The sequence below is a fragment of the Pseudofrankia coriaricola genome, from assembly GCF_032027725.1.
GTDB lineage: Bacteria > Actinomycetota > Actinomycetes > Frankiales > Frankiaceae > Pseudofrankia.
Genome location: NZ_JASNFO010000035.1, coordinates 34,934 through 51,370, shown reverse-complemented (window position 1 = coordinate 51,370; position 16,437 = coordinate 34,934). Strand labels below are relative to the sequence as shown.

Sequence of the window (16,437 nt, the reverse complement as noted above, 5' to 3'; positions counted from 1 at the left end):
TGTCCGGCTATCCGGCCGGCGGCGGGCTGGACGCTCCGATGGCCTCCCTGGTGGGCGGCGGTCCCGCGTCGGAGGCGGGCTTTCCGTCGGCTCCGTCGGCGCCGGCGGATGCGCAACAGGACGCGAGCGCCGCCGCGGCCCGGTCGAGGCTCGCCTTGGCCGCGGGGGACTCCTGGACGGGCGCGAAGAAGCCGAACAGGAGGAGCCGGCCGTCCGCGTCGACGAGCTCCCCGGCCAGACTGGTGACGATCCGGAGGCTGCCGGTCTTGGCCCGGACGTCGCCGGCGGCCGCCGCGGTGTCCGCGCCGCCGTAGCGGTCTCCGAGCGTCCCGGAGAAGCCCGCCACCGGCAGGCCGGTGAGCAGGGTTCGCAGCTCGGGGTGGTTCGGCAGCGTCGCGGTCCGAAGGATCTCGACCACCGTGCGCGGCGGGATCAGATTGTTGACGGACAGCCCGCTCACGTCGGCCAGCGACATCCCGGTGGTGTCGATCCCGAGGCCGGCCAGCACCTTGCCGACAGCGGCCGTCGCGCCGGTGAATGTCGTCGGCAGGCCGCGGGCGTGCGCGACCAGCCGGCCTAGGCACTCGGCCAGGTCGTTGTCCGAGTCGGTCAGCATCCGCTCCACCAGCATCGGGATGGGCGGGCTGTCGGCTGTGGCGACCGACCTCGCGGCCCTGTCGGCGGTTCCGGTCCCTGTTGAACCGACCGACACGCCTGCGCCTCGCAGCGCGGTGGCGAACGCGGCCGCCGCGGCCGCGTCCGGGGCCGGGCTGCGGGGCCCGACTGAGCCGGGCTGGGAGCGGCCGGCGTCGACCTCCAGCGCGGAGACGGGGGTGACATCGCCTTCGGTGACGTAGGTGTCGTTCCAGCCGGCGGCCGTCCCCGGTCCGGAGAACAGGCTGCCGTCCCCGATCACCTGGTCCACCGACGTGATCCCGGCGGCGTGCACCTGGGCCGCGAGGGTCGACAGGCGGGCGCTGGCGCTCGCGGGGTAGCCGGTGGGGTCGGCCGCGGCGGTCAGCGTCGGGTCGCCGGCGCCCACGAGCCAGAGCGTGCCGCCAGCCGAGGCCTTGTCGGCCGGCGTCGCGGGGCCCGGCGCGCCGGCGGCACCCGTGGACGTGCCGGCGGGCGGAAGGTAGACGACCCGCGTGGTCAGCCGGGCGTCCGGGGCGAAGGTTCGCAAAGCGGCTGTGGCGACGGCGGTCTTCAACGTCGATGCCGGCGCGGTCGGTACGGTGGACCTGACGTCGAACAGCACCTTGCCGGACAGTGCGTCGACGACGATCCCAGCCGGGCTGCCCAGTGCCGGATTGCTCAGCGGCCCGGTGAGCCGGGCGGCCAGTGTGGCCTGGTCGGGCATAGGGCCGTCCGCCCGCGGCCCGGCCAAGGCGGGCGCGGTGACGCGCGGTACCGTCGGTGTCGGCGCCTCGCCCGGCGTGGACGATATGGACAGGGACCCGGCGAGCAACGCGCCGGTCAGCGCCGTCAGGCCGCCAGCCCGAGCACCCGTCATTGGGCGAGCTTAAGGCGCCGGCGGCGAGGTGTGTTCGCTGAACGTGGTCAGCTTCCCAGGGTTCGCGATATTGCTCCGGGGACGACCCCCAGACCCCCAATGTCGGGCTTTGCTCGACGGGGGGCGGACAACCGGCAGGGCGCCGCAGATCGGTGGAGGGCGCGGTCGATCGCCAGGGCAGGGTGGAACTGGAGAGAGAATTTCGGTACTCGGCCCGCACGGGTGACCGCGTGGGGGCGACGCGTTCGGGGGAGTGGTCAGGTAGCGACTTCAGGGTCAGCGTTGGCGGTTGGGCGGCGTCGGGGCTACCCGCACAACTGGCACGCGCCGGCGAGGGCCCGGCGGGTGGGATAGGCCACATTGCCGGAGCTGCGGCCTGTGGGAAGTCCGCCGACACTGGACGAAGGCGCGGTTTCACGAACCTGAGCGACCAGCCGCGCTGTGTGGCGGGTCGCCATGGACATCGGCCGGCCCCAGGGCCGGTCCGCGCGGGAAGCCGGTACCGGTCGCGAGGCCTGGGCCGGGACGATGGAAGACGAGCCGGCCCGCCAGGGCCGAGCCACCGAAGAAGAAGGAGACAGGGAGCGGCGTGGACCTCGAGTTCGACGTGACCATCGAGATCCCCAAGGGGCAGCGCAACAAGTACGAGATGGATCACCACACGGGGCGGATCCGGCTCGACCGGATGCTGTTCACCTCCACCCACTACCCGTCCGACTACGGGTTCATCGAGGGCACTCTCGGCCGCGACGGCGACCCGTTGGACGCGCTGGTGCTGCTCGAGGAGCCCACCTTCCCGGGCTGCCTGGTGCGCTGCCGGACGATCGGCATGTTCCAGATGACCGATGAGAAGGGCCCGGACGACAAGGTCCTCTGCGTGCCGGTGGCCGACGTCCGCCAGGAGCACCTGCGTGACATCCGTCACCTGCCGGAGTTCGACCGGCTGGAGATCCAGCACTTCTTCGAGGTCTACAAGGACCTGGAGCCCGGGAAGTCGGTCGAGGGTGCGAGCTGGGTCGGCCGCGCCGACGCCGAGCGCGAGATCCTCGCCTCGGTCAAGCGGATGGAGACCGAGGCGGACGAGCACGCGGAACCGGCGGAGCCGGTCGTCGACGAGGCCCAGTCCGCCTGACTCGTCGCCACCCCGTATCGCGAGGCCCCGGCTGGTTCTTCGAACCACCGGGGCCTTTCCATTCCGTTGTCATCTCCATTCCGTCGTCATCGCGTCCATTCCGTCGTCATCGCGCGCAGGCCGCGGTCTCGTCGCCTGGGCGGCTTGCCTCCTCGGCGCCGGACTTGCCACGGCCAGCCGCGATGTGCCGGACCGGCCAACTGCCAGTACACCGGCGCCGGGTGACCGCACCCTCCGCCCTCCCGGCGTCGGTGTTGCCGCCGGGCTGCCAGGCCGGGCCGGGTGGCCACGGCCGTGAGAGCTACCGGGTGACCAGCGCGCGGCGCTTGTCGAGCAGCCAGCGTGTGCCGCGGCCCGCCTGCTGGTCGATGGCCTGTACCGCCGGCAGCTGGGCCGCTCGCAGAATCTGGTAGCGCAGGGGCGTCTCGTCGCCCTGTCGGGTGGCCATCCTGAACGCGAACGCCAGAGGGTCCGGTGCCTCGTCGACGGGCGGGCGCCCGCGTTCCGCGGGCTGGGTGGCGTCGCACAGGCGGTCGAGCTGGCCGTCGACACCCTCGAACCACGACATGCTGATCCGAGCCCGGTTCTGCAGCGGCCCCAGCGCCGCGTGGCCGGACCGGTCGAAGTCCCGCAGCGCCGTGGTGACGTCCGCGCGTCCGTGGAGGAACCGTTCGAGCATGATCGCGTCCATGATCGCGAGCGCCGTGCCCGAGCCCAGGGTGAAATGGGTGGTATGCGCGGCGTCGCCCAGCAGCACGACGTTCTCGTGCTGCCAGGTGCGATTGGTGACGTGGGTGAAATGTTGCCAGCGTGCCGGCCGGCCGTGGCAGTCGCTGATCAGCCGATGGCCGCCGAGCGGCCCGTCGAAGATGCCTTCCAGGAGCCGACAGCCATCCGCGTCGCTCAGCCGGTCGAGACCCAGACCGGTCCAGGTCTGGGGGGCGCACTCGACGATGCAAGTGCTGATGTCGGCGGCCGACGGATAGGCGTGGAACCAGATCCAACCGGGTTCCGTGCGCTCGAACGCGAACATGAAGTTCTCGAATCGCCGGTCCGTGCCCAGCCAGATGTACTGGTTGGCGCCGACCTCGAGCTGGGTGCCGAAGGCATCCAAGCCGGCGAGCCGTCGTACCTGGCTGTTCGCCCCATCAGCCGCGACCACCAGATCGGATTCCGCCATAAGCGCGCTCAGGTCGTCGGCGTCGGCCACATGCCGGCGGTACCGCACGTCGACTCCCAGCTCGACCGCCCTGCGCGCGAGCACGTCGAGCAGGGTCGCGCGCTGGATGCTGTACCCGTAGCCAGGCAGGTAGGCGGGTCGTGGACCGCCGACGCTGACGTGCTGGCCCCGCCACAGGGTCGACGCCGCCCGCAGCTCGCGCGCGCTGACCGGGTCAGCGCGGAACAAGCTGCCTAGTAGCGGTTCCCAGTAGACGACCCCCCAGCCGTGGGTGGCCCCCGGCCGGTCGCGCTCGAGCACGGCGATGTCGTGGCTGGAATCCCGCAGCTTTGCGCGGATCGCGAAGTACAGCCCCGCCGGGCCACCGCCAACGCAGACGATCTTCATAGGAAGGAACCTCGGAGATAGAGGTGGCGGTGGCCGACAGGCCACCGCCACAGGGATGCTTCAGGACGACGCGGTTGCGGGATGGGTGGGCTTACCAGCCCCAGCCGCGTCCCCAGCCCCAGCCGTGTCCCCAGCCCCAGCCGCGTCCCCAGCCCCAGCCCCAGCCCCAGCCGCCGAAGCCGCCGAAGCCGCCAAAGCTAAAGCCGTGGGTTCGCTCGCGGAAGGACCCCACGTCCTGGAGGGCCGGCGCCCGATACATAGCCTTCATGGCGGTTCCTCCCTCTATGGTGATGTCACCATTCGGCGGGCCATCCGCGTACAAATCTGGGTAACAACCCACCGGTTCTAATCGGCTAGTCGCGCCACTTGTAACCGACCATTAGTAGCCTTCCACCCCTCGGTTCACCGAGGGTTCACTACGCTTCGCATAACTGCCTCAGACCTATAGGGACCGGTGAATTTCCTCAGGGGGCACCCCCACGGGCGGCCCCGGGGCCCCGGCCGGGGGGGTGGGGGGGGGGGGGGGCCGCGGGCCCCCCGCCACGGGATGCGTCAGGACGACGCGGTTGCGAGTGGGTGGGCCTACCAGCCCCAGCCCCAGCCGCCACCCCAGCCGCCGCCCCAGCCCCATCCGCCGCCCCAGCCGCCGCCCCAGCCCCATCCGCCGCCGCCCCATCCGGTGCGCTCGTGGAAGGATCCGGCGTCGTGGAGGGTCGGTGCGTGGTATGCAGTCTTCATGGCGGTTCCTCCGTCTGGTGGTGATGTCACCTTTCGGTTTCGGCCGGCCGAGCAGCAAAACCAGCCGACGTTCAGTCCGCCGACCTGGTCATTCTTCTATAACTACTTGCGACCGACCACCATCAGCCTGCCACCGATCGGTTCATCCTCGGTTCAGCACCCTGAGCATGGTCCGTCAATCACTCTCTTTCCGGTGGTCGATCCCACCCGCCACGAGCGGATCCGGCCGGGAAATGAATTCCACCCCCGAACCCCCGGCCAGCTCCCAAAAGGGGAGAGGAAAAGAGCGATCATGTCTGCCCCGGCTATAAGGGCCAGACTCTCGGACCTCGGGGGAGTCGGGCTGCGAGGCGGGATGCCGCGTGGTCATCGCCCGAGGTCGAGCATGAACGGCGAGCCGGGGCCGTGGGGTCCGGGGCTCGGCCCCGGGGCGACATGACGGCCTTTGGCGAAGCGGCCCGTCAGGGCTGCGAGCAGGCGACCCGGGTGGGGGTCCAGGGGGTGGAGCCCCTTGGCGTGGGGTCCGGGGCTCGGCCCCGGGGCGACATGACGGCCTTTGGCGAAGCGGCCCGTCAGGGCTGCGAGCAGGCGACCCGGGTGGGGGTCCAGGGGGCGGAGCCCCTTGGTGTGGGGTCCGGGGCTCGGCCCCGGGGCGACATGACGGCCCATGGCGAAGCGGCCCGTCAGGGCTGCGAGCGGCCGACCCGGGTGGGGGTCCAGGGGGCGGAGCCCCTTGGTGTGGGGTCCGGGGCTCGGCCCCGGGGCTACATGACGGCCCATGGCGAAGCGGCCCGTCAGGGCTGCGAGCGGCCGACCCGGGTGGGGGTCCAGGGGGCGGAGCCCCTTGGCGTGGGGTCCGGGGCTCGGCCCCGGGGCTACATGACGGCCTTTGGCGAAGCGGCCCGTCAGGGCTGCGAGCAGGCGACCCCGGCGCGAGCCGAAGGCGGGGATTGAACCCGCGACCTATCGCTTACGAGGCGATTGCTCTGCCACTGAGCTACTTCGGCTTGGTCCAGCGAGGCTGGCGCGGCTCCGAGTATGCCAGATGGGATGACGAGGCCGACGTGTGTGGCCCGGCCGCGTTTTTGCGATCTTGCGACTGGCGGATGGCTCTGGTTCGCGGCTCGGGTGGGTGCATCGCTGGCGGTCCGCCGTCGCACGGACGACCTCGGCCTCGATCTTCGATCTCGGTCGCCGACGGCGGATGTGGGGGCGAGCGCCGGGCTGGCGGCGCTGGTCGTCTCGTCTGATGGCGGTGGGTTGGATGTGATGGTGGGTGTCCGGATCGTCTGGTGACGGGTTGATGTGCGCCCTGGGATTTGGGTAGGGGTTCCGTTACGGAAAGCTTTGGCGTGGTCACATGTATGTGTCAGCATGGTGTCGCCAGTCGACCGAAATTCGTCAAATGCGACCCCGCTCGCAGTGGCGCTGGAGAGGTTGCGTAGGGTTTCGCCATGACCGGGGAAGCAACTGCGACGACGACGCGAGGGGCCTCGCTGCTCGTCGCGGAAGATGATGAAGCATCGCGCGTCGCACTCGCGCGCAGTCTTGAGCGATTCGGGTACCGCGTGCTGGAGGCGGCCGACGGCGAGACCGCACTCCGCCTGTTTCAGACGACGGAGATTGACCTGGTTGTACTCGATGTAGCAATGCCACGGATGGACGGCTTCGCCGTGCTCAGTCGGCTGCGGCAGACGAGCGAGGTGCCGGTGATCATGCTAACCGGTCGGGCTGAGGAGGTCGACCGGGTGGTCGGCCTGGAGCTCGGGGCCGACGACTACGTCGTCAAGCCCTACTCGCTGCGCGAGCTGGTGGCCAGGGTTCGCGCCCGGCTGCGCCGCCGGCCGGTGGAGGCGCCGCCCCAGCGCAGCGGGGACGGCAACGAGCCGCTGATCTACGGCGACGTGTCGATCGACCTGCGTGCCCGCGAGGTCGCGGTCGCCGGTGAGCGGATCGACCTGACCGCCCGTGAGTACGAGCTGCTCGCCTTCCTGGCCCGTCATCCGCGCAGGGTGTTCAGCCGGGAGGAACTGCTCGAGCAGGTCTGGGGCACGCGGTTCCAGGACCCCGCGACCGTGACGGAGCACGTCCGGCGGGTCCGGACCAAGGTCGAGGGCCGGCCGCCGCAGCGCCGGCTGGTCACCACCCTGCGCGGCATGGGTTACCGCTTCGACCCGTGAGCCCAGCTCCGTGATTCCGTGATCCGGTGGAGTTCTCCGTGCCCAGAAGGCCGGGGACTCCACCGGGTCATAGCTGGATCCCCGTCTCAGTCCGAGTCGGAGCGGCGGGAGCGTGCACGTCGGCGGATCCGGCGGTGCCCACCGTCGCTGGCCGGCGGTTCCTGGCTTGCCTCGTCCGGCTGTGAAACGACCGCGGGCACGGCAGCCTCCCGGATGGCGGCGTCCGGCGCGGCCGCGCTTTGGTGTGCGACGGAGCTCTCCTCCCCGTTCTGATCCGGGGCGTCAGCCTGGGCACCGTTCCGGCTCCCATCCTCGGGAAGACTGACGGAACCGCATCCGGAGCCCGCGGCGGTCGGATAGGCGGCCTCGTGGGTCTTGCGGGAGGAGCAGACGTCGGCCCGATCGCAGGCCCGCCGCCCGCCCGCGTCGAGCGCCACCGTCACCTGCTGGCGGGGCACATCGTGGCCGATCACCCTGCCGGGGCCGTCGGGAGTGCTCGCCCGGGAGCCCACGGCGGGGACCGCGGCGGCGAACTCCTCGTACAGCGGATGCTCGTAGCGCAGGCAGCACATCAGCCGGCCGCAGGCCCCGCTGATCTTCAGCGGATTGAGCGCCAGGTTCTGGTCCTTGGCCATCCGGATGCTCACCGGCTCGAAGTCGGTCAGAAACGTGGAGCAGCACAGCTCCCTGCCGCAGGACCCGATGCCGCCCTGCAGCTTTGCGCTGTCCCTGGCGGACAGCTGGCGTAGGAGAACCCGAGTGTCCAGCGTCCGGTTCAGCTCGCGGACGAGGGAACGGAAGTCAACCCGTCCGTCGGCGGTGAAGTAGATCGTGAAGGTGTCCGACGTGTCGACGTGGTCCACCCCGACGATCTTCATGGGCAGGCCGTGCTCCCGGACCAGCCGCTTGGCCGCGACCCTCGCCTGGGCGCGCCGCCGCCGGGACACCTGGTCCCGCTCGACGTCGTCGTCGGCCGCGAACCCGGCGAGGACCGGCAGGTGGCCGACGTCCTCGCTCACCCACTGCGGCGCCCACATGCAGGTCGCGACCGCCGGGCCGTCGTCGGTGGGGACGAGCACCCGGTCGCCGACACGGGGCGCCAGCTGCCCTGGGTCGGCGTAGTACAGCTTCCCGCGGGGCGAGAAGGCCACCGCGCACATCATCGACATGCGTGCCCGCCGTCCTGTCGTGTCCGCCGTCCTGTCGTGTCCGCCGCGAGGCACCGCGGAGTGGCCCGGCACCGGCACCGGCCGGCCATGCCAGCCATCCCGGCCACGTGGGACCTGGCCGTACATCCGACCAGGTCACTCTGACCTGACCGAATGTGGCGGAAGTCGCCGTTCGCCCTGAGCGTACGTCCGCGTTCTCACCGAAGCACCCGGTTCGTCGGGGAACGGGACCCTGAATGCGCCCTTCCGCCGCCGTCGACCGCGACTTTCCCGTCGACTGACCCGTCGAGGAATCGGCCCCGGCCTGTGAGCTCGTTACCTGCCCACTCGGCGGCCGATCCGGCTTGCTGGCAGAACCCAGTGCTTCGCGGATCGGTCAGCGGCTCATGAGAGGGAGTGGGAGGGAGGGCGCTCCCGTGCCCGGCCGGCCGCCTTCGGTTCAGGCGTCCCGGAGAGTCAGGGTGAGGGACTCGACGGCAAGCTGGGCGACCAGGCCCGGGTTGGCGGCGAGCGCGTCCCTGGTCGCCAGGACTGCCTCCAGTCGACGCAGGGTGCGCTCCGGGGTCGCCGCGGCGGCGAGCCGGCTGATCTCGGCGGCGGCGTCGGGGTTGACCGGGTCGACGGTCGCGCCGAGCTGGTGGGCGAGCACGTCCCGGTAGAGACCCGCGAGGTCCAGCAACGTCCGGTCGAGCGAGTCGAGCACCGTGCGCCGGCCGCGGCTCTTCTGCGACTTCTCCAGGTCCTTGAGCGCCCCGGCGGCGCCGCGGATCATCATCGTTTTGGCTTTTGGCGCCGTCTTCGTCGCCCGTTTCGAGCGTCCCGCGGCGCCGGACGAGGTCGCCCCGACGCCGAGCGCCGTGCGCAGGGCCTCCGCCTCCGCCTCGTCCCGCTCGGTGTTCGCCGTGTCGGCGTCCGCGTTCGCCGCGGCCACGAGGTCGGCGGCGGCGCCCAGGCAGTCGGCCGCGCGGCCGAGCCGGCCAGGCACCGCCAGCACCTGGGCACGCCCCGCCCTGGCCCGCTCGTCGACGGCGAGCAGGCGGGCCCGGCCAAGGTGGCCCTGCGACGCCCTCGCGGCGACCTGTGCCGTCCGCTCGTCGACGCCGTCGCGCAGCAGCGCGTTGGCGATGTCGTCGACGGACGGCAGCCGCAGCGCCACCACCCGGCATCGAGACCGGATCGTGGGAATCACGTCGTCCACCGAGGGCGCGCACAGCAGGAACACGGACCGCTCAGCCGGTTCCTCCAGCGCCTTGAGCAGGGCGTTGGCAGCGGAGTCCGTGAGCCGGTCCGCCTCCTCGATGAGCAGGATCCGGTAGCGGCCACTGGTCGGGGCACTCGCCGCGTCCCTGACCAGCGCCCGCACGTCCTGCACGCCGAGCGAGAGCCCCTCCGCGCGCACCGTGCGCAGGTCGGCCGCCGTGTTGGTGAGGACGGTGTGGCAGCCGACGCACTCGCCACAGCCAGGTGGGCCCGCCGGCTCGCCGGACGCCCCCGCCGCCCCCGCCGCTCTGGCCGCCGAGGCGCGCTCGCAGCTCAGCGCGGCGGCGAAGGTCCTGGCGGCGTCGACGCGGCCGGCGCCGGAGGGGCCGGTGAACAGCCAGGAATGGGTCATCCCTGCCCTGGCGGCGGCGATGGCGCCGTCCGGGCCACCGATGAGCGCGGCCGCCTTGGCGGCCGTGGAGAGGGTGTCGACGACCGCGTCCTGGCCGGTGAGCGACTCCCAGACGCTCACGCCGAGCCCTCGGGGAACCGCGTGGAGTCGGGCGCTCCGGTATCCATGATCGGGCTGCGCCGGTCGACGCCGCCGCGCCGGTCGGGTTCGTCGCCGCGCCCGGTGCCCGGCGGACGGCCCGGTCCGGTTCCGCCAGCGGCGACGGCCGTCAGCTCCGGGCCGCCGGCGGCGGCGGCCGTCACAGTGGGGCCGTCCGTGTCGCCGATGTCGCTGAGGGTGGCGTCCCCGAGTCGGCGGGCGACCACCCGGCGGATCCGGGCGTGCAGCTCGCCCGCCGGCGCGGCGCAGTCGAGCACCAGGTACCGATGCGACTCCTCGTCCGCGAGCCGCAGGTAGGCGGCGCGGACCTCCTCGCCGAACGTCGGGGCGTGGCCTGCCGCCGAGCCGTTCAGGAACCCGGGGGCAGGGGAGCCAGGCACGTCCGTGTCCGTGTCCGTCGCCGTCGTGCCGGCGTCGGCGTCCGCGGACGTCTCGGTGTCCAGCAGGACCGTGACGTCGGGGAGCAGCGACATGGTGGCCCACTGGGCCAGCACGGTCAGCTCGTCCAGGCCGGCGCAGCTCGCGGCGCTCTGGTGCGCGACCGTCGAGTCGACGTAGTGGTCGGTGAGGACCACGGCGCCGCGCGCGAGCGCCGGTTCGATCACCCTGGCGACGTGCTCGGCCCTGGCCGCCGCCGCGAGCAGGGCCTCGGTCCGGGGGTGCAGCGCCGCCGACGGGTCCGCCTGCAGCTGGCGCAGCGACGCCTCCAGGGGGGCGGCGATCACCGCGTCCGAGGCGACTACCACCTCGCGCCCGGTCTCGGTGAGCCACGAGCGCAGCGCCTCGAGCTGGCTGGCCCTCACGGCGGCGTCCGCTCCCTCGATCGCGACGAACAGGCCAGCATGGCGCGGTCGGCGGTTCTGCCTACGGCCGCGCAGCGCGTTCCACAGCTCCGGGAGGACGGGCACCCCGGAGTGGTCGTCCATCTGCCGGTAGGCGAACAGGCCCACGACTATGGCGAGGACACCGCCGCCGAGCAGCACGAAGGTCACGCCGTCGGCCCGGACGTTGACGTCGCCCCACAAGTGCACGCTGTGCGAGCCGATCAGGCCGACCAGCGCCGGCGCGGCGGCCAGCACCAGCAGCAGGTCGATGCGGACCAGCGACTGCACGAGCGCGAAGGTGCGCCCGCGCAGCTCATCGGCCACCTCGGCCTGCAGGAGGGTGTTGCCGGTCACCCATGCCACCCCGGCGAACATGCCCACCAGGACGACGAGAATGCAGGCCAGCACCAGGTTCGGGATGATCGCGACGAACACCAGGGTGATGCCGGCGCCGGTGACGCAGACCCCGAACAGGCGGGTGCGGCTGTAGTCGCCGAGCAGTTTCGGCCCGATCGCCATCCCGGTCGCGAGGCCGATGAACACGGCCGCGAACAGTACGCCGTAGGCGGCGTCCCCTCCGCCGAGGATCTGGACGTAGAGCTTGCCCAGCGCGATGACACAGCCGGCGCCGGCGAATCCGCCGAGGATGCCGATGACCAGGCCCCGCACCAGCCGGTCGTTGCCGACGAACTTCCAGCCCTCGGTGATGGAGGCGAAGAAGCCCGGCTCCGGGCCGTGCTCCGGGCGTGCCGCCTTGCCGATCGACTTGAGCCCCCAGATCACCAGCGCCGACAGCAGGAAGGTCACGGCGTTGAAGTAGAGCGCGATGTCGACGGACGAATCCCGGAAGTACGGGTGCCCCGGCGCGAGGCTGCGCGAGAGGGTCGCCAGCAGGGCGAAGATCGCCGCCGCTACCGGCGCGCTGCCGTAGGTGGTGAGCAGGCTGAGTGTGTTGGCCGCCGCCAGCCGCTCCTTCGGTACGAGATGCGGGACGCTCGCCTCCTTGGCCGGCGCCCACAGCAGGGTCACGCACTCGATCAGGAACGACGCGATCAGCAGCCAGGTCAGCGTGCCGACGATCGGGATCGACAGGAACAGGACGAAGCGCAGCAGGTCGGTGACCACCATGGTCAGCCGGCGGTCGAGCTTGTCGGCGACCGCGCCGGCCAGCGGGCCGAAGATCAGCGCCGGCGCCAGCCGGATGATCAGCAGGGAGCCGAGCGCGTACGCCTGGCCGGAGAAGCCGTGCTGCAGCTGGGTGACCATCGCGGTGGTCGCGAGCAGGCCCATCCAGTCGCCGAGGCTGGACAGCCCCAGCTGGATCCACAGCCGGCGGAACTCCGGGATGCGCAGCACCGCGCGCACGTCACCCTCGTCGGAGCTCGCTGGCGCACGCCGTTCCGGTGGCTCCGGCACGCTGGTGACCGGATGCTGGCCGACTGTCTTGACGGCCCAGCCGGCGCGCCGCGGACGGCGCGGCGTTAACTCGCCGCTCGGGTTGCCGACGGGCCGGGCTGGCGCGTCCCCCTCCGCGGCCACATCGTCCACGGGCGGCCCATCCAGGCCGCCCGTGTGGCCTGGCTCGGGCATCAGGCCCGCCGTGGCCCGAGTGTCCTTCTCGTCCCCGTAGTCGGGGACCATCAGCCAGCCTCGCTGGTGCCGCCGGATCCGGCCGACCGCTTGGTGGCGGCGCGCGTTCCCGTGCCCGCCTTCGCCGTCGTCTTGCCCTTCGCGGTGGACTTCGCCTTGGCCGCGCCCGCCGCGGGCTTGGCGGCCTTGGCGCCGGTTCCCGTGGCCGACCGGCTGGACGCGCGGCGCGGGGTGGCGGGACCGCGGGCGCGCCTGTCCGCGAGCAGCTCGGCGGCACGCTCGATCGTCAGGGTCGCGATCTCGTCGCCCTTGCGCAGGCTCGCGTTGGTCTCGCCATCGGTCACGTACGGGCCGAAGCGGCCCTCCTTGAGCACGACTGGCTTGCCGCTCGCCGGGTCGGGCCCGAGCTCACGCAGCGGCGGGGTCTCGGCCGCGCTGCGCCGCCCGCGCGTCTTCGGCTGCGCCAGCAGCGCGAGCGCCTGCTCGAGGGTCACCGTGAACAGCTGCTCCTCGGACTCCAGGGAGCGGCTCTGCGTCCCCTTCTTCACGTAGGGGCCGTAACGGCCGTTCTGGGCGGTGATCTCCTCGCCGTCCTCGCCCGCGCCGAGCAACCTTGGCAGCGTGAGCAGCTTGCGGGCGTCGTCGAGCGTGACCGTCTCCAGTGCCATGGTCGACAGCAGGCTCGCGGTCCGCGGCGGGTCGGTGTCGGTGGTCACGTACGGGCCGTAGCGGCCCGCCTTCGCGGTGATGGTCGCCCCGGTCTCGGGATCGGCGCCGAGAACCCGGTCATCCGACGGCGCCTCCAGCAGTTCGAGCGCCTTCGGGATCGTCAGCTCGTCCGGCGGCAGATCCTCCGGCACGCTGGCGCGCCGCTCGCCGTACTGGACGTACGGGCCGTAGCGGCCGACTCGGACCACCACCGACACGCCGTCGTCGGCCTCGCCGAGCGGGATCGAGTTGACCTCGCGGGCGTCGATCTCACCGAGCCGCTCGCTGACCAGGTGCTTGAGCCCCGCGTCGGCGGCCACCTTGCCGTTGCCACCGCCGGCCACCTTGCCGTTGGCACCGCTGCCGCCGACCGCGGTGCCGTTTTCCCCGCCGGCCTCGGCGGGGGTGCCGTCGCCGAAGTAGAAGCGGGTCAGCCAGTCTGTCGAGCCCGCCGTGCCGGCAGCGATGTCGTCGAGGTCGTCCTCCATCGACGCGGTGAACCGGTAGTCGACCAGCCGGGTGAAGTGGTCCTCGAGCAGGCCCACGACGGCGAACGCGATGAAGCTCGGCACCAGCGCGGTGCCCTTCTTCCACACATAGCCGCGGTCCTGGATCGTGCCGATGATCGACGCGTAGGTAGACGGCCGGCCGATGCCCAGCTCCTCCAGCGTCTTGACCAGGCTCGCCTCGGTGAACCGGGGCGGCGGGCTGGTGGAGTGGCCGCGCGGGGTGAGCTGCCGGGTGGTCAGCGGATCGCCCTGGCGGACATCCGGCAGCCGCGTCTCGCGGTCCTCAAGCTCGGCGTCCGGGTCGTCGGCACCCTCGACGTAGGCACGCAGGAAGCCGGGGAAGGTGATGACCTTGCCGCTGGCGGCGAACTCGGCGTCCTCACCCGCGCTGGACCTGCCACCGATGCGGACCGTGGCGCTGGTTCCGCGGGCGTCGGCCATCTGGCTCGCCACGGTGCGCCGCCAGATCAGCTCGTAGAGGCGGAAGCCGTCGGCGTCGAGCCCGGCGCGCACCTCGCCGGGGGTGCGGAAGGTGTCGCCGGCGGGGCGGATCGCCTCGTGCGCCTCCTGGGCGTTCTTGACCTTCTTCGTGTACACACGCGGCTTGTCCGGCACGTACTCCGGGCCGTAGAGCTGGCGGGCCTGCTCGCGGGCGGCGGCCAGCGCCGTCTCGGACAGGTTCGTCGAGTCGGTCCGCATGTAGGTGATGTAGCCGTTCTCGTACAGCTTCTGCGCGATCTGCATGGTGCGCTGGCTGGAGAACCGCAGCTTGCGGCCCGCCTCCTGCTGCAGCGTCGACGTCATGAACGGCGCGTAGGGCGAGCGCCGGTACGGCTTGGTCTCCACCGAGCGGACGGCGAAGACGGTGGCGGCCAGCCGCTCGGCGAGGCCGGTCGCGCCCGCCTCGTCGAGGCGGACGACCTCGGCCGACGTGAGCCTGCCCGCGGCGTCGAAGTCGCGGCCGGTGGCGAGGCGGCGGCCGTCGAGCGCCACCAGGGTCGCGGGCAGCGCGGTCGGGTCGGGCGCCTTGCCGTCGTGGCCGACGGTGGCGGCGAACCGGCCCTCGATGTTCCAGTAGTCCGCCGAGCGGAAACGCATCCGCGCCCGCTCCCGCTCGACCAGGATGCGCGTCGCGACGCTCTGCACCCGGCCCGCGGACAGGCGCGGCATGACCTTCTTCCACAGCACGGGGGAGACCTCGTAGCCGTAGAGACGGTCCAGGATGCGCCGGGTCTCCTGGGCGTTGACGAGGTTCTCGTCGATCTCGCGCGGGCTCTCGACGGCCCGGCGGATCGCCTGCGGGGTGATCTCGTGGAAGACCATCCGCTTGACCGGCACGGTCGGCTTGAGCGTCTGCAGCAGGTGCCAGGCGATCGCCTCGCCCTCGCGGTCCTCGTCCGTCGCGAGGTAGAGCTCGCTCGCGTCCTTGACCAGCTCCTTGAGCTTGGTGACCTGCTGGCGCTTGTCCGGGGTGACGATGTAGAGGGGCTCGAAGCCGTTGTCGACGTCCACCCCAAGCCGGGCCCACGGCTTGCCCTTGTGCGCCGCCGGCACGTCCGCGGCGCTGCGTGGCAGGTCGCGGATGTGGCCGATGCTCGACTCGACCTGCCAGCCAGGCCCGAGGTAGCCCGCGATCGTCTTCGCCTTCGCCGGCGACTCGACGATCACCAGCCGGGTGCCCGTGCCGCCGGCGGTGGACCGCCGTCGTCCGGCGCCGCCGCGGGCGGTGCCGGACGGCGTCTCGGCCTCGTCGACCTGCTCGGCCGCATCCAGGACGTCCTCGTCGACGTCGAGCGGCTCGGCTAGCGGGGTGGACGACCGGGACGGGGTCCGGGCCGTCGTCTTCGCGCGCGGTGGCACTGGTCTCCTCGGTACTGCTGTTCTCGTGTCGCTGTCGGCGGTCTCATGGCTGGCGGCGTCGCTGGCTGGCGACGTCGAGGGCTGGCACGTGCCCGGCTGGCTGGCCGCCGGCCACCGCGGTGACCGGACGCCGTGGGCCGGATGACCGGCAGGGCGCTCGCTCGCGCCCACACCGGGCCCCACCCCACCCCAACCGGTGAGCCGTCACCGCAACCGGTGCACGTGTCGTGCTGCACGGTACGCCGCGCCGTCCCAGCCGGCTTCTCGCCGCCCGTCCGAGACGGCCGGGCGAGGTTCGATGGTGGCACGCAGGTGCGCCGGGGGGACGCGCCCGGCCCCCCGGTCAGACTTCACCTTCCTTATCACCGTGCCACGGTCACCGCGCCGCGGCCCCTCAGCCCCGACAGCGGCGATGCCCGGCCGCCATCACAGCCCGTGCCTGTCCAGGTCCCACCGGACCGTCATGGCCCTGGCGCACCCAGCCGCCGGCCTCGCCCACGCCCGCGTGCCTGGCGGGGCGGGTGGAGACGGCCTGGCCGCGCCGGACCACGGCGGCCCGGTGGGGTGGACACCGCCGCCACGGTAAGGGCTCACGGTGCCGGTACGCCATCCCCTGAGCGCGTCACGTGACCGACCTCCCCATGCCGGGGAGGTGCCCTCATGGCGGGCCGCCTAACGGCAGCGACCGCCCGCCGCCGGTGCGCCGGCTGCGGGCGGTCGGAATCCTGCCCTGATCGGGCCGGTACGGGCGGGGAGTCCCGGCCCGGGGAGTCCCGGCCCGGGGAGTCCGGGCGGCTGGCCTCGGTCAAGCGGCCGAGTCCTCAGAGGCACTGCCGGGTCGGAGCCCCCGGGTGTGGATCCCCGCCGATTCGCTCC

At 72.4% G+C, this 16,437-nt stretch carries 10 protein-coding genes and 1 tRNA gene; 2 read left to right on the top strand and 9 right to left on the bottom strand.

The annotated features are described in order from the left end of the window. Window positions 1-7 precede the first annotated feature (7 nt). Window positions 8-1,513 (bottom strand): D-alanyl-D-alanine carboxypeptidase/D-alanyl-D-alanine endopeptidase, encoded by a 1,506-nt coding sequence (gene dacB / locus QOZ89_RS19680; RefSeq protein ID WP_071052179.1) that lies wholly within the window; start codon window positions 1,511-1,513, stop codon window positions 8-10. 589 nt (window positions 1,514-2,102) lie between these two features. Here dacB and QOZ89_RS19675 point away from each other — a divergent pair. Continuing rightward, on the top strand, window positions 2,103-2,645 hold the full coding sequence (locus QOZ89_RS19675) for an inorganic diphosphatase (RefSeq protein WP_071052178.1): 543 nt from the start codon (window positions 2,103-2,105) through the stop codon (window positions 2,643-2,645). A 301-nt stretch (window positions 2,646-2,946) separates the two neighbouring features. On the opposite strand, the gene QOZ89_RS19670 is transcribed toward QOZ89_RS19675, so the two are convergent. From QOZ89_RS19670 to QOZ89_RS19655, 4 genes are all read right to left on the bottom strand, one after another. Then, a complete protein-coding gene (locus tag QOZ89_RS19670; RefSeq protein ID WP_071052177.1) occupies window positions 2,947-4,212 on the bottom strand; it encodes an FAD-dependent monooxygenase in 1,266 nt (421 codons plus the stop codon). Window positions 4,213-4,303: 91 nt separating this feature from the next. Further along, a complete protein-coding gene (locus tag QOZ89_RS19665; protein WP_116271734.1) occupies window positions 4,304-4,480 on the bottom strand; it encodes a keywimysin-related RiPP in 177 nt (58 codons plus the stop codon). Between the two features lie 314 nt (window positions 4,481-4,794). Beyond that, window positions 4,795-4,950, bottom strand: coding sequence for a keywimysin-related RiPP (locus QOZ89_RS19660; RefSeq protein WP_116271733.1), 156 nt, complete (start codon window positions 4,948-4,950; stop codon window positions 4,795-4,797). A gap of 935 nt (window positions 4,951-5,885) precedes the next feature. Then, window positions 5,886-5,957, bottom strand: a tRNA-Thr gene (locus QOZ89_RS19655). A 447-nt stretch (window positions 5,958-6,404) separates the two neighbouring features. Between QOZ89_RS19655 and QOZ89_RS19650 the strand changes: the two genes are divergently transcribed. After that, window positions 6,405-7,130, top strand: a complete 726-nt coding sequence (locus tag QOZ89_RS19650; RefSeq protein WP_071052176.1) for a response regulator transcription factor — start codon at window positions 6,405-6,407, stop codon at window positions 7,128-7,130. 86 nt (window positions 7,131-7,216) lie between these two features. Here the strand turns inward: QOZ89_RS19650 and QOZ89_RS19645 are convergent, their stop codons facing one another. From QOZ89_RS19645 to topA, 4 genes are all read right to left on the bottom strand, one after another. After that, window positions 7,217-8,299 carry a PSP1 domain-containing protein gene (locus QOZ89_RS19645; protein WP_071052175.1) on the bottom strand — a complete coding sequence of 361 codons (1,083 nt, stop codon included), beginning with the start codon at window positions 8,297-8,299 and terminating at the stop codon, window positions 7,217-7,219. A gap of 439 nt (window positions 8,300-8,738) precedes the next feature. Further along, window positions 8,739-10,031 (bottom strand): DNA polymerase III subunit delta', encoded by a 1,293-nt coding sequence (locus QOZ89_RS19640; protein WP_071052174.1) that lies wholly within the window; start codon window positions 10,029-10,031, stop codon window positions 8,739-8,741. Then, on the bottom strand, window positions 10,028-12,535 hold the full coding sequence (tmk, locus tag QOZ89_RS19635; RefSeq protein ID WP_241842168.1) for a dTMP kinase: 2,508 nt from the start codon (window positions 12,533-12,535) through the stop codon (window positions 10,028-10,030). Before tmk ends, QOZ89_RS19640 begins: the two co-directional genes overlap by 4 nt. Further along, window positions 12,535-15,561 carry a type I DNA topoisomerase gene (gene topA, locus QOZ89_RS19630; protein WP_312624434.1) on the bottom strand — a complete coding sequence of 1,009 codons (3,027 nt, stop codon included), beginning with the start codon at window positions 15,559-15,561 and terminating at the stop codon, window positions 12,535-12,537. Before topA ends, tmk begins: the two co-directional genes overlap by 1 nt. Window positions 15,562-16,437: the final 876 nt, after the last annotated feature.